Origin of the sequence: Sphingopyxis sp. OAS728, assembly GCF_014873485.1 — a bacterium.
GTDB lineage: Bacteria > Pseudomonadota > Alphaproteobacteria > Sphingomonadales > Sphingomonadaceae > Sphingopyxis.
Genome location: NZ_JADBDT010000001.1, coordinates 4,165,488 through 4,177,797, shown reverse-complemented (window position 1 = coordinate 4,177,797; position 12,310 = coordinate 4,165,488). Strand labels below are relative to the sequence as shown.

At 63.0% G+C, this 12,310-nt stretch carries 13 protein-coding genes; 8 read left to right on the top strand and 5 right to left on the bottom strand.

Annotated features, from left to right (window positions below):
• Positions 1 to 20: 20 nt before the first annotated feature.
• Positions 21 to 758 (bottom strand): guanitoxin biosynthesis heme-dependent pre-guanitoxin N-hydroxylase GntA, encoded by a 738-nt coding sequence (gntA, locus tag GGC65_RS19775; RefSeq protein WP_192648725.1) that lies wholly within the window; start codon positions 756 to 758, stop codon positions 21 to 23.
• A gap of 349 nt (positions 759 to 1,107) precedes the next feature.
• Between gntA and GGC65_RS19770 the strand changes: the two genes are divergently transcribed.
• From GGC65_RS19770 to GGC65_RS19750, 5 genes are all read left to right on the top strand, one after another.
• Positions 1,108 to 3,456, top strand: a complete 2,349-nt coding sequence (locus tag GGC65_RS19770) for a glycosyltransferase family 4 protein (RefSeq protein WP_192648724.1) — start codon at positions 1,108 to 1,110, stop codon at positions 3,454 to 3,456.
• An 80-nt stretch (positions 3,457 to 3,536) separates the two neighbouring features.
• Positions 3,537 to 4,571 (top strand): mannose-1-phosphate guanylyltransferase, encoded by a 1,035-nt coding sequence (locus GGC65_RS19765; RefSeq protein WP_192648723.1) that lies wholly within the window; start codon positions 3,537 to 3,539, stop codon positions 4,569 to 4,571.
• Between the two features lie 118 nt (positions 4,572 to 4,689).
• Entirely contained in the window at positions 4,690 to 5,436 is a 747-nt protein-coding gene (locus GGC65_RS19760; protein WP_192648722.1) for an HAD-IIB family hydrolase, read from the top strand.
• 51 nt (positions 5,437 to 5,487) lie between these two features.
• A complete protein-coding gene (locus tag GGC65_RS19755) occupies positions 5,488 to 5,712 on the top strand; it encodes a hypothetical protein (RefSeq protein WP_192648721.1) in 225 nt (74 codons plus the stop codon).
• A 145-nt stretch (positions 5,713 to 5,857) separates the two neighbouring features.
• Positions 5,858 to 6,190 (top strand): hypothetical protein, encoded by a 333-nt coding sequence (locus GGC65_RS19750; protein ID WP_192648720.1) that lies wholly within the window; start codon positions 5,858 to 5,860, stop codon positions 6,188 to 6,190.
• A 163-nt stretch (positions 6,191 to 6,353) separates the two neighbouring features.
• On the opposite strand, the gene GGC65_RS19745 is transcribed toward GGC65_RS19750, so the two are convergent.
• The gene (locus GGC65_RS19745) at positions 6,354 to 6,524 is read right to left on the bottom strand and encodes a DUF1328 domain-containing protein (RefSeq protein WP_082657742.1); all 171 of its coding nucleotides are present in this window, start codon (positions 6,522 to 6,524) and stop codon (positions 6,354 to 6,356) included.
• 289 nt (positions 6,525 to 6,813) lie between these two features.
• Here GGC65_RS19745 and GGC65_RS19740 point away from each other — a divergent pair, with 289 nt between their 5' ends.
• Positions 6,814 to 7,074 (top strand): hypothetical protein, encoded by a 261-nt coding sequence (locus GGC65_RS19740; RefSeq protein ID WP_192648719.1) that lies wholly within the window; start codon positions 6,814 to 6,816, stop codon positions 7,072 to 7,074.
• A gap of 255 nt (positions 7,075 to 7,329) precedes the next feature.
• On the opposite strand, the gene GGC65_RS19735 is transcribed toward GGC65_RS19740, so the two are convergent.
• Genes GGC65_RS19735 through GGC65_RS19725 form a run of 3 tightly spaced genes read right to left on the bottom strand, consistent with a single transcriptional unit; the run spans position 7,330 to position 8,771 of the window.
• A complete protein-coding gene (locus tag GGC65_RS19735; RefSeq protein ID WP_192648718.1) occupies positions 7,330 to 8,199 on the bottom strand; it encodes an esterase/lipase family protein in 870 nt (289 codons plus the stop codon).
• 46 nt (positions 8,200 to 8,245) lie between these two features.
• Complete coding sequence (locus tag GGC65_RS19730; RefSeq protein ID WP_192648717.1) at positions 8,246 to 8,494, bottom strand: hypothetical protein; 249 nt, start codon at positions 8,492 to 8,494, stop codon at positions 8,246 to 8,248.
• Entirely contained in the window at positions 8,487 to 8,771 is a 285-nt protein-coding gene (locus tag GGC65_RS19725) for a DUF2171 domain-containing protein (protein ID WP_192649640.1), read from the bottom strand. Before GGC65_RS19725 ends, GGC65_RS19730 begins: the two co-directional genes overlap by 8 nt.
• 284 nt (positions 8,772 to 9,055) lie before the next feature.
• Here GGC65_RS19725 and GGC65_RS19720 point away from each other — a divergent pair, with 284 nt between their 5' ends.
• Together GGC65_RS19720 and GGC65_RS19715 are read left to right on the top strand one after the other, a co-directional pair.
• Entirely contained in the window at positions 9,056 to 10,552 is a 1,497-nt protein-coding gene (locus GGC65_RS19720; protein ID WP_192648716.1) for an MFS transporter, read from the top strand.
• A 200-nt stretch (positions 10,553 to 10,752) separates the two neighbouring features.
• Positions 10,753 to 12,291 carry an ATPase domain-containing protein gene (locus GGC65_RS19715; RefSeq protein WP_192648715.1) on the top strand — a complete coding sequence of 513 codons (1,539 nt, stop codon included), beginning with the start codon at positions 10,753 to 10,755 and terminating at the stop codon, positions 12,289 to 12,291.
• Positions 12,292 to 12,310: the final 19 nt, after the last annotated feature.

The following is a 12,310-nucleotide window of genomic DNA, read 5'->3' as shown; positions in this document are numbered from 1 at the left end:
GCCGGCGTCGGCCGCCAGTCCTAGCTGTCGGGACCAGAAAGATCGCCGCCACGGCCAACCAGAGCGTCGGCCTCGCGTGCAGCGGAGCGTCCCGAGAAAGGGCAGACCCAGTCGTCACCCACGCGGCGCCCGGAATATTGGCGCGCTTCGGATATCGTTCCATGGACGGCGAGCATCGGGTTGACCTCGCCCGCGAGCGCCACGTCGCGCGCGAGAATGGTGGAGCGCATCTTGTCGTAGACGCCGCTCGCGCGCAGCTGCTCGAACTGGTCGTGGAGATTGAAGATCAGCGCGGGCCGCTCAAAGCGCCGCGCCGGCCGGCTCGCCTGCGGATGGAGCCCGACGACGAAAAAGGCTTCGCCGCCGAAGCTCAGCGAGAAATGGGGATTGGCGGGATCGGCGCTGACGCGCGGATCAGGCGGCTGGCCGTGCCAGTCATCTTTGTGCGACAGCGACGCGAGGCGGTCCCAGAGACATGCCTCGAACCCCTCTTCGTCGAGCCCGCTGTCTTCTTCGAAGAGCACCGCGAGCGAGTGAAAGAGACTCGGCTCGCGCGAATAGGCCCAGGCGAGATCGAGTAGATTGGGATAGATGCGAAGATCGTCCCACGCCGAGCGAATGTCGCGGGCGACGACCACGCGCATCTGTCCCCTACCGAGGGCCGATTTCGCGCCGACGCACGGAAAGTCGGCGGCCCGGATGAAGTCGGCAAAGCGCCGGGCGAGCGGATGATTCTTGTCGTTGGTCGGGTACAGCATGGACGCGAAACAAAGAGGCGGGCAGCCCGGTTCCGGCCTATTAACCCATGTTGTAACGAAATCTGCCAACCCTTGGCCACGGCCGCGGTGCCATCACCAAGTGGCTGGAACCCGCTGGATAATTGTCGATTTCGACCGCCAGAAAAGGCGATTTTCCCAATCCAAGTTAATGCTCTGTCTATTTCCTGCATAGAAGCCATGTTGCAGCGCAACCTCGGCGCGAGATCGGCGTTGCGAAGGCAAGCTATCAGAAATTCGAAGCCCGGCGGCGAGACGGCCGCGCGCACTTGCATGCGCGCTGTGTGCGGACGCGCGCCTACGGGACGCGACCCATAAATGAGGACCTACGATGAAATATGAGAATGAAGCCCGCTTCTTTTCCGTCGCGTCTGACGAGGATCTGCGCCCTGTCGAAGGCGAAGCCCGCATCCGCCCAGCTAAGGAAAAGGGCAAGCGTATCGCGCTGATTGGCTGTTTTCGTCCCCGCCAGTGCGGCATCGCGACATTTACCGCCGACACCTACGATCATCTGCGCGCCGCACGCACCGACCTTTCGGTTGATGTTTACGCCCTGCGCGCTCATCCCGCGCAGGCGGTCGGAGATGAAGCCGTGTTCGCGATCGATGAGCGTGACGCGGAAACCTATCGCGACGCGGCCGACAGGATCAATGCAAGCGGGGCGTCCGCCGTCTGGCTGCAGCATGAGTTCGGCATCTTTGGCGGTGACAGTGGTTCCATGGTTCTCGAACTCGTCGACCGCATCGCCGCCCCGTTGATTGTCACCCTTCACACCATACTCGCTGAGCCAAGCGACGCCCAGCGCCTCGTCATGGACCGGCTCGTCGCGCGCGCCTTGAAACTGATCGTGATGAGCGCCCTTGGCCGCGACACGCTTGTCGGCGTCTATGGCGCCGATCCTGAGCAAGTTGCCCTCATCGAGCATGGCACGCCCGATCGGCCTTTCGTCGACATCAGCCCGCTTCGTGAGGCGCTTGGTCTCGCCGACCGGCCCATCTTGTCGACCTTTGGCCTCATCGGTCCGGGCAAGGGTCTCGAGGCTGCCATCCGCGCCCTGCCCGCCATCGCGGCGCAATATCCCGACATTCTTTATCGTATCGTCGGCGCCACCCACCCCAATCTGGTTGCCGCCGAGGGCGAAGCCTATCGCCAGAGCCTGGAGGAACTCGCCGAAAGTCTCGGCGTGTCCGCGAACATCGCATGGGAAAACCGGTTTCTCGATACGGGCGACCTCCTCGACCAGATCGAGGTGTGCGACATTTATCTCGCACCTTATCCCAATCTCCAGCAGATCACCTCGGGCACTCTCGCTTACGCCGTCGCGCTCGGTCGTGCCGTCGTCTCGACCCCCTTCGTCCATGCGCGCGAGTTGCTGGCGGACGACGTCGGCATCCTTCTTCCCGGCTGTGACAGCGAGGCAATCGCCGAAGCCGTGCTGCTGCTCCTCGCGGTTCCCGAAGAACGGCGCGCCCTGCAGGGCCGTGCCTATGCACGCGGCCGCAGCACGGCTTGGGGCGTGATCGCCAAGGCCTTCGCTGCGCTCATCGACGATGTTGTTGTGGCGGCGAGCGAGCCCGCCAGTCCCCGCCGGGCCCCCGCGCTCTCGGGCGTCTGGGATCTGTGCGATGACGTCGGAATATTCCAGCACAGCTGTCACCTGGTTCCCGACCGCGACCATGGCTATTGCATCGACGACAATGCCCGCGCGCTGATGCTCGTTCATGCCCTGCCGGCGCGTGACCAGCGCGACGCCGGGCGCCGAGCGCTCACCTTTGCGAGTTTTATCCAGCACGGCTGGAACGAAGAGCGCCGCAGCTTCCGCAATTTCATGGGCTACGACCGGCGCTGGCTGGAGGAGGAGGGCTCGGAAGACAGCAACGGGCGAACGCTCTGGGCGCTCGGCCATGCGAGCAGCCGCGCCCACTCCCCCGCGATGCGCGAATGGGCCGCCGAATGGTTCGACCGGACGGCCGTCGTGGCGGACGCGCTCAAGAGCCCGCGCGCGATTGCCTTCGCATTGCTCGGTGCCGACGAACGACTTGAGGCCAATTCTGAAAACATAAGGGCCCGCGCGATTGTGGAGCGTGGCGGCGCGTTTCTCGGTGCGCTCTGGAAAACCTCGCGCCGGGCTGGCTGGGACTGGCTCGAGGCCGGACTTGCGTACGACAATGCGCGGCTGGCCGAGGCGCTCATTCGCGCCGGCCGCCGCCTTCCCTCGCTTCCGCTCGAGCAGGCGGGCCTGAGCGCGCTCGATTGGCTCTGCGCGCGGCAGACCGCCCCGGAAGGTCACTTCAGACCCGCTGGTTCGGACGGCTTTTTCCATCATGGCGAAAGCTTCCCGTTCGATCAGCAGCCGCTTGAGGCCTGGGCAACGATCGACGCCTGCGCGTCCGCGTTCGAGGCAACCGGTAGCCGAGTGTGGCGCCAGCATGCGGAGAATGCGTTCGCCTGGTTCCTCGGACAAAATGATCGCGGGCTGGCGCTCGGCGATGCGGCCGGCGGCCGCTGTCTCGATGGCCTGAACCCGCGCGGCGTAAACCGCAACAGTGGCGCAGAGTCGACGCTGGCCTTCCATCTGGCCTACCGGGCCATGGCAAGCGGCTTCTGGCGTGAACAGATCGCCGAACCTGCAGCTGCCCGTCGCGGCGTTCCGCCGGAGGTAGGGGCCTTGGCAGGCTAATCGGCTTTGCCTGGCGCCACGCCAACCGGCGCCGTGCTTGCCGGTCGCCATATCGTTTATCTCGAAATGTGAGCCCGATCATGAGCATAATCCAACCTGTCATTCTTTGCGGCGGTGCCGGGACACGCCTCTGGCCCGCTTCACGCGGCGCCCACGCAAAGCAGTTCCTCGACCTTGTCGGGAACAAGAGCCTGTTCGCGCAGACGCTTGCCCGCGTTCAGGGAGATCGTTTCTCCCGGCCGATCGTCGTCTGCGGCGAAGCCCATGTCGACTATGTTCGCGAGCAGGCAAAGGACACCGACTTGTCGATGCTGGTCGAACCGATGCCGCGCAACACGGCTGCAGCAATCGCGCTCCCCGTTGCCCAAGCCGGCGACGATGAATTGCTGCTTATCATGCCCAGTGACCATGCGATCGCCGACGTACCGGCGTTTCACGCCGCAATCGAGAAGGGCGCCGCACTGGCTCGCGAAGATTGGCTCGTCACTTTCGGCATCGAGCCCGACCGTCCCGACACGGGGTTTGGCTATATCGCGAGCGGAGCGCCGCTGGCAGCCTCGACAGGCTTTGCAGTTGCCCGCTTTGTCGAAAAGCCGCCGCGCGAGGATGCCGAGGCGATGCTCGCGGCCGGGGGCTATAGCTGGAACGCCGGCATATTCCTGTTCCGGGCGGGACGCATGCGCGATGCCATGCGCCGCCATTGCCCCGCCATCTACGCTGCGGCCGAAGAAGCAATTGCGGCCGCCAGGGTTGACGGAAATGCGGTCCATGCCGACCCCGCGCGTTTCGCCAACGCACCGGCGGATTCGATCGACTATGCGGTCATGGAGAAGGACGAGCGCGTCGCAGTTGTACCGGTCGCGATGGGCTGGTCGGACCTTGGAAGCTGGCAAGCCGTCCATGCCCTGTCGGGCAAGCAGGACATGGCGGCCAACGCCGCAAGCGGCGACGTCTTTCTTTATGAAAGCCGCGGCTGCCTCGTTCGTGCGGGAGAACGGCGGGTGTCGCTCCTCGGCATGGAGGATGTCGCCGTCATCGTCGACGGCGACGATATATTGGTCATGCCTCTCGCGCGGTCGCAGGATGTCCGCGCCGCGGCCAGTGCCCGAACATGAAAAGCGGCAATCGGCGACAGTGCGTGTCACAATCATGGCCAGCCCGCCAGCCGCACGGCTGACCTTCGCATCCCGTACCGCAATACCGATCGCCAACCACACTCGGAGACCCGCACCGATGAAGCAACTCGTCGCCTTCGATCTCGATGGAACGCTCGCAGAGAGCAAGCAACCGCTCGGCGATGCCATGGGCGATGCGCTCGCCGATCTTCTCGACGTCGCCGACGTCGCGGTCATCTCGGGAGGCGACTGGCCTCAGTTCGACAAGCAGGTTGCGAGCCGGCTTCCGGAACGAGCCGACCTGTTCAGGCTCTGGCTGATGCCGACCACGGGAACCAAACTCTACACGCACCGCGACGGAGACTGGCAGGCTCTCTACGCCGAACTCTTCGACGAGGAAGAAAAACACCACATCCTCGAGGCTTTCGACGCGGCGCTCGATGCGACCGGCTTCGTTCCCGAGGAAGTGTGGGGCGAACGCATCGAGGACCGCGGCAGCCAGATCACCTTTTCGGCGCTCGGCCAGCAAGCCCCCATCCGCGCCAAGGAGGTCTGGGATCCCGACTTTGCCAAGCGCAAGATCATCCAGGCCGATCTGCGAAGTCGCCTGCCAGGCTTGTCGATCAACATGGGCGGCGCGACGTCGATCGATATCACCCGTGAGGGCGTCGACAAGGGCTATGGGCTGAAGAAGCTCGCCGAGGCGAGCGGCTTTCCGCTCGAGGCGATGATATTTGTCGGCGACGCCATCTTCCCAGGCGGGAATGACTATCCTGCAAAACAAATCGGTCTCGACACAATTCAGGTGCGCGATCCTGAAGAAACGCTCGCGGTCATTGCCGCTCTCGTCGCTTGCCTGAAATAGGCGGAAGCGGCTCCGCGCAAGGCAACCCGCCACAGCCAGACGGAGGGACAGATGCTCCAATATCTCGGCCGCCTGCTGGCTCTCCACTCGGCAGGCATAGCGGTGCACTATCTCAGCAAGACGGAAGACGATACCTGCTGGAAGGACGGCTTGCTGGTTGCGATCGATCCGCAGGGCTTGGTTCTGGAGACATGTGACGATAGGCGCCGGGTCGCCGAATGCCTGCCCTGGGCGAGCCTCGGGGCGCTACGGATCGCACTCGGAGACGATGGGTGATGATTTTCATAACCTCGCGCAAAAATCGCGCAGATGCAGGTAAAAACGGGGGTCCGACCGGCAACGCCGCTTCGCACCAGCCGTTAAACGCGCAGCGCGGATCTTGTCCGCATTCCCGCATCAAGAGCTATAAAGGAGCAACATGATGGCATCGCGATCGATCAATCTCCAACCCATGCCCATTGGCCTTTCTCCCGCCGAAGTTGGGATTTCCCGCGAACAGATCGGCACCGCGCCGCGAGTACGCGAAAACGCCACCTATACGCTTTGCTATGAGGACGACTGCCGCGGTCTGGAGAAAAGGGTGCGGTTCGAAGCGGAAAACGCTGCCGTCGCCCTCGAAATTGCGCGCGGCGAAGCCGGCGGTCGGTGGGCGATTTTGATGTGCGAGGGCGAAATCCTCTGCCGCCTCGAACGCGAAGCGGTGGGATCAAGCGAATATTGGGTGGTAGCGCCGGTGCAAAAGACCGCAAACTAAAACACGCGGCCCTGATTGGCTGCAGCTTCGCATAAGATGTCACTTGCTCAGCTTATGACGATGCTTTGACAGAACTGACGCCCTCGAGCGGTCTCTACTGCCGGAGATGTTGTCCAGGCTAGGGAGGGCAGTGTCATTTGACCGCCTGCCCTCCCCGAATTGACTACGGGAGCGTGCGGCGCCCGCGGCCGAAGACCAGTGCAACCACGAACAGGACCGCAGCAATAATGAGCAGGATTTTCGCAAACTCGGCCGACAGACCCGCGATCCCGCCGAACCCCAGAAGCGCCGCGACGAGCGCGATCACCGCGAATATGATTGCCCATCTGAACATGTCATTCTCCTCATTTTTTGGACGCGCGCCTTCCTCGCCCGGCATGCGCTGCCGGGCTGGCGAAAACCGCCATCCGTTCATCCTCGCTGGATGCCGTTTCAACGCCGAATCCCGGTGAAAGTTCCGGGACGCAGGGGGGCGCCCTTGGTGACGGTAAATGTTTTCGAGCGCGATGTTCGAGCGGTCCCGCGTCATCCCCGCAACCGATTAACCTGTGATAAGAGCTTTGCATTTCGTTCGCCGCAACTTTGCCGACACCACACCGTTGCTCCGTATGAAGGAGATTGAGATGGGACGAATTGCAAGCAAGCTATTGGGTGTCGCCACGCTCGGCGCGCTCTTCTATTTTACCCGTCGTCAAGGCACCGAAGCCGAAAAGGTCGAGGGTCATGCGGCCGCATTCGCCGATGGCGAAACGCATTCCGAAAACTTCGACCAGACGCGCTCGGCGGGTCCCGATGCAATGCGCGACGACGTCCGCAGACCTTGGGAACCGATCGACCAGGCTGGCGACGAGTCTTTTCCCGCAAGCGACCCGCCATCCTTTTGAGCCCGGCCCCGCCGGAGGCGTCTTTCGATATGCGTCGAGGATGTATAAGCCGATACAAGAAAGGCTTCGCGCAGAGGAGCGAAGCCTTTCCCGTCTCTCGATATGGCTATGCAAGAGAATGCCCCTAAGTCTCCGGGGGTCGCGGCCTGAAGACTTCGGTGAAGCGAGACTATGCGTCGATCGATGGAAATCCCACTGATACAGGTTAGGCAATTCCGAAATATCCCGTTGCGCATGGGCCGCCGAAGCCGCGGGTCATGCAGCGAACGCACCCGGAAACATCCAGCCAGCCAGACCTGGCGGTTCGAACGGCATCCATTCGCCTTCCGGTTGCGCGAGCCGATCGGCAATAATGTGAAACACGGCCGGATTGACGCCAAGGCCGCAGTGGCTCCCGCGTACCTCGATATTCTCGCTCTGCGGCGAAACCGCTCCACGGCAAATCTCCCACGCACAAATTCCGTCGGCGCGGCTGAAGATTGCGCTGGAGGGTACGGGTAGCTGCCGCCGGGCGACCCGCAGCAAAACGTCCTGATCGTCAGCGCGGACATGGGTTCCGCTCACCCATTCGTAGAGCCGCCAGGCATTTGTCGCACGCGGACTCCCGTTAAAAGGCGAGCCCAGCGTGATGACCTGCCGGACGCTCGCCGCTTCATCTGCGGCGGCGATACGGGCGAGGACCCCGCCGAGACTCCATCCCACTAAACTGACCTTGCGGCCCGTGTCTTCATGAATGTCGCCAATGAGCTTGGTCAGCTTGCTGCCGTCAGCGCCAGCAGTCTTCGGACCGGCGTTGCGGCCAAGTCCCCAGCCGCGGACATCGTAACCGAGCGCCCGGAGCGCTCCTCGAAGCGGCGCCGTCGATTTGTCACCGGCAAGAAAGCCCGGGATCACGAGGACCGGATGGCCGTCGCCGCGCGGCGCGCGGATCAGAAGATGCGGCAGCGATGTAGCGAATAGCCCGGCCTCGGCGAGAGCGCGCGGGAAGTCGGTGGCAGCGAGCCAGATGGAGGGAGGCAATACGGCCTTTGCGGTCTGGCGAGACGCCTGTTCACGATAGTTCGTGACAGGCCAACCGCCACCAAGACCGGATGTTGCGCTCGCCGCGCCCCGCGGGGCAAACATTTAGGCCTGCCGCAACCTATGTTGCCGAAACGGGCCTTCCCGCCTTTTATTCGCTCCGCCGCTGGCCGCCGCCTTCCCGGCCTGCCGCCGTGTCGTCTTCCTCACCGATGCGCGTTCCCGCCTGCGGGTTATAGTCTGCCGGAATGCTACCGCCGCTTTCGGGGTCGCGCTTGGGTTCGCGGTCCAATGTGTCGCTCGGTCGGCGTGCTGCGCCTTCCGGCTGGTTTTCGGTAGAGATATTGGGAGCGCGTGTTCTCTCGGTCGGCACGCCGCGCGTTCGCCTCGCCCTATCCATGTTCACTCTCCTGGCGGTTGCGTGCATCCGCTATCGGCCCGCCATCCTCTTCCTCCTCGAGCAGAATGGCGGCATCGGCATTGGCGGAAAGCCTGACCCGGCCTTCGTCGATGGCCGCGACCAGGCCGCTCGAGATGAAGTGATGATGGTCGTGCGAACCGCTGTCGGCGCGCGTCATCTTTATCCGGTCACCCTCGACCCGATCAACGGTCCCGATGTGCACGCCGTCCGCGCCGATGATCTCCATCTTTTCGCGGACCTCGTTTAAATCCACCATTTCATATCCTTTCAGTCTCAGCGCTGCCCGCTCGATACCGTCCGAGCCCGAACAGGAGGAAGCGCGTCGATTATGACACCATCGTCGATCGACCGACGCGGGCGCCTCGCCGACGTTCCCTCGCGCGGCACCAACTGCCTTTTTATTGACCCAGATCAGGAATTTCGTCTGCATTGGCGCGGTCGCCTGGACCGGCGGCGCCACGGCGGAACTCCGGGTAATCCCGCGCGTCCAGACAGCGGTAGGCGAAGCGGTCTGACCCGTACGACGAGGAAGGATAAGCCATGCTGGCCCCGCAGGCCGAGATCGGGGAGGCCGAGCTCGAGACCGGTTTCCGCCGGCTGGTCGTCGAGGCGCTCTTCTCGAACACGACGGCGGCGCTGACGACCGGCGTCGTCCTTACCGCCTTCGCGCTTCATCTAGGCGCGAACAACACGACGATCGGTTTGCTCGCAGCCATCCCGTTTCTGACCCAGCTCGCACAAGTGCCAGCGATCGCCCTCGTCGAGCGCATCCGCGAGCGCAAACGCATAGCCGTGCTGTCGAGCATATTCGGCCGCACGATGCTCGGCTTGATGGCTATCGCGCCATTCGCGGGAAGCTATGGCCTCACGATCATGGTGACGGCGACGTTCGTCCTCTGCGCGATGGGCGCTGTCGGCAGCTGCGCCTGGAACAGCTGGATCCGCGACCTCGCCCCCGATGACAGAATGGGGCGAATTTTTGCTCGGCGGACATTTTACGCCACACTCACCACGCTCATTGCCGGCATCGCTGCGGCAACCGCCCTCGAAGTCACAAATGAGGGAAGCCCGGCGCGAGATCTCAGCTTCGCAATGCTCTATGTCGTGGGGTGCGCTGCAGGCCTGATTAGCGCCTGGATCGTGGCCCGCCTGCCGGAGCCCGCGCTCGCTCCGCGGCCCGCTAAGGCGCTTCGCCTTTTCGAGCAGCTCAAGCGTCCGTTCAGCGACCGAAATTTCTGGCGCCTCATCCTCTTTCTAGGAACCTGGCAGTTCGCAATCAATTTCGCGACCCCCTTCTTCACGGTCTATCTGGTCCGTCAACTCGGGTACGACATGTCGGTCGTGATGGGACTTTCGATCGCAAGCCAGTTGGCCAACGCTTTTGCCTTGCGGAGCTGGGGCACGCTCGCGGACCGCTTCGCCAACAAGTCCGTGCTGCTCGTGGCCGCACCCATCTATATCCTGTGCATCGCCGCGATGGCCGGCACGTCGCAGATCACACAAGAAGGGTTCCGCCTCGCTTGGCTGGTGCTTCTTCACCTGCTGATGGGCGGGGCGGTTGCCGGCGTGACGCTGGCGACGGCCAACATAGCGCTCAAGCTTTCACCGCGCGGAGAAGCGGCGTCCTATCTCGCGGCGGGGGCCGTCGTGACCGCCGTGGCGGCGGGGAGCGCACCGATCCTCGGAGGCGCCCTCGCCGACTTCTTCGCGGTTCGGCAACTCGAGCTTGTCGGGCGTTGGACAAGCCCCGATGGCGTCTTCACCTATTTGTCGCTGCGGCTCAGCAATTGGGATTTCTATTTCCTGCTTTCGGCGCTGCTCGGTCTCTACGCGCTGCACAGGCTCGGGCACGTGAAGGAAACGGGAGAAGCGAGCCGCGAGGAAGTCTTGCGGCATCTCGTGGCCGAGACGCGCGGCTCGATCCATAATTTTTCTACGGTGACGGGGCTCAAGGCCCTAACGGATTTTCCCGCTGGGCTTATTCGCGAAATCCGAGTCCGGCAGCGCTTTTACCGCCGCCGCGCGGCTCGCGCCTGAAGAACGCAATTAAGCCGCGTCTTGGTCGGATTTCTCATTGTGTTGGCGGGCGCCGAGCCCGCGGCCCCCCGGCAAGCTCGGCCGCTCGCAACCTTGTCTGTGGGGCCGCGCGGCGTGCGTCGTTATGAAACCGAAATGCGTCTCGCGCATTCCGCTTTGGAACGTTGCGCCCTGTCCTTTGGCGCCTCGCGAAAAATGGAATGCAGGAGCTGATCGTGGTCGACGCGGTTGATGGGAATAATGGCGAGGCAGGCGAGACCCGGGTATCCACCGGTAGCGAAGGACTGGACGACATTCTGGGTGGCGGGCTCGATCCCAGCCGGATGTACCTCTACGAAGGCCGGCCCGGTACCGGCAAGACGACCATCTCGCTGCAATTTCTACTTGAAGGCGTGCGTCGTGGGGAGCGGGTCCTCTATGTCACGCTTTCCGAAACTCAGCGCGAGCTCGCGCTAGTTGCGAAACGGCATGGCTGGTCGCTCGACGGTGTCGATATCTTCGAACTCGTTCCCCCCGAGACGTCGCTGGACCCCGACCGCGAACTCACTATTTTGCATCCCGCAGAAATTGAGCTCAGCGAAACAACCAATCTGATCTTCGAAAAAATCGCCGCGCTCGATCCAGCACGCATTGTGTTCGACAGCCTGTCAGAGCTCCGCCTGCTGGCGCAAAGCCCGCTTCGCTATCGTCGCCAAGTTCTCGCGCTCAAGCATTTTTTCGCGGCACGCGACTGCACAGTGATTCTGCTCGATGACCTCTCTTCGTCCGATACCGATCTGCAGCTTCACTCGATATCACACGGCGTCGTGCATCTCGAGCAATTGGCGCTCGATTACGGAGCGGAACGCCGGCGCATCCGCGTTGTGAAAATGCGCGGCATTTCATTTCGCGGCGGCTATCATGACTTTATTATTCGCACCGGCGGCCTTGAGATATTCCCGCGTCTCATCGCGGCCGAACATCACAGCGAATTCAGCGGTGCTTTCACCTCGAGCGGTATTACCGAGTTCGACGAGCTGCTCGGTGGCGGGCTGGAACGAGGCACGAACGCGCTGCTGATCGGTGCAGCCGGCGTTGGCAAATCATCGCTTGCCCTCACCTTCGCATTGGCTGCGGTCGAGCGAGGCGATCATGCAGTCTTCTTCGGCTTCGACGAGGGGCGTGGAACGCTTGAGGCGCGGGCGCGCTCGATCGGTCTGCCGTTGGACAAGGCAATCGAACGCGGGGCCTTACGCTTTCAGCAGATTGATCCTGCGGAGTTGTCACCTGGCGAATTTGCAGCAAATGTCCGCGAAAGTGTCGAGCGAGATGGTGCGCGGGTCGTCGTCATCGACAGCCTCAATGGCTATCTCAACGCGATGCCCGACGAGCGTTTCCTGATCCTCCAGATGCACGAGCTCCTGAGCTATCTTGGGCAGCGTGGCGTGCTGACAATTCTCGTCATGGCGCAGCACGGGCTCGTGGGACCGGTGGACTCCCCTCTCGACTTAAGTTATTTGAGCGACGCCGTAATCATGCTTCGATATTTCGAAGTTTCGGGCTCGGTGCGCCGCGCTATCTCGGTAGTGAAAAAGCGTAGCGGTGCCCATGAGAATACGATCCGAGAATTCCGGCTTAGTCCGAGGGGCATTGCGCTTGGTCCGCCACTGACGAATTTCGCCGGCGTGTTGACCGGAACCCCGGTCTACATCGGCGACCAAGAGCCTCCCATCGTTCCCGGGGTGATCGACGCGACCTGACATGGTAACCGGAACAATA

Bases quoted from the DNA above. Each gene is read 5' to 3' on its own strand.
- gntA (WP_192648725.1), bottom strand. From the start codon at position 758: ATGCTGTACCCGACCAACGACAAGAATCATCCGCTCGCCCGGCGCTTT.
- GGC65_RS19770 (WP_192648724.1), top strand. From the start codon at position 1,108: ATGAAATATGAGAATGAAGCCCGCTTCTTTTCCGTCGCGTCTGACGAG.
- GGC65_RS19765 (WP_192648723.1), top strand. From the start codon at position 3,537: ATGAGCATAATCCAACCTGTCATTCTTTGCGGCGGTGCCGGGACACGC.
- GGC65_RS19760 (WP_192648722.1), top strand. From the start codon at position 4,690: ATGAAGCAACTCGTCGCCTTCGATCTCGATGGAACGCTCGCAGAGAGC.
- GGC65_RS19755 (WP_192648721.1), top strand. From the start codon at position 5,488: ATGCTCCAATATCTCGGCCGCCTGCTGGCTCTCCACTCGGCAGGCATA.
- GGC65_RS19750 (WP_192648720.1), top strand. From the start codon at position 5,858: ATGGCATCGCGATCGATCAATCTCCAACCCATGCCCATTGGCCTTTCT.
- GGC65_RS19745 (WP_082657742.1), bottom strand. From the start codon at position 6,524: ATGTTCAGATGGGCAATCATATTCGCGGTGATCGCGCTCGTCGCGGCG.
- GGC65_RS19740 (WP_192648719.1), top strand. From the start codon at position 6,814: ATGGGACGAATTGCAAGCAAGCTATTGGGTGTCGCCACGCTCGGCGCG.
- GGC65_RS19735 (WP_192648718.1), bottom strand. From the start codon at position 8,199: ATGTTTGCCCCGCGGGGCGCGGCGAGCGCAACATCCGGTCTTGGTGGC.
- GGC65_RS19730 (WP_192648717.1), bottom strand. From the start codon at position 8,494: ATGGATAGGGCGAGGCGAACGCGCGGCGTGCCGACCGAGAGAACACGC.
- GGC65_RS19725 (WP_192649640.1), bottom strand. From the start codon at position 8,771: ATGGTGGATTTAAACGAGGTCCGCGAAAAGATGGAGATCATCGGCGCG.
- GGC65_RS19720 (WP_192648716.1), top strand. From the start codon at position 9,056: ATGCTGGCCCCGCAGGCCGAGATCGGGGAGGCCGAGCTCGAGACCGGT.
- GGC65_RS19715 (WP_192648715.1), top strand. From the start codon at position 10,753: ATGCAGGAGCTGATCGTGGTCGACGCGGTTGATGGGAATAATGGCGAG.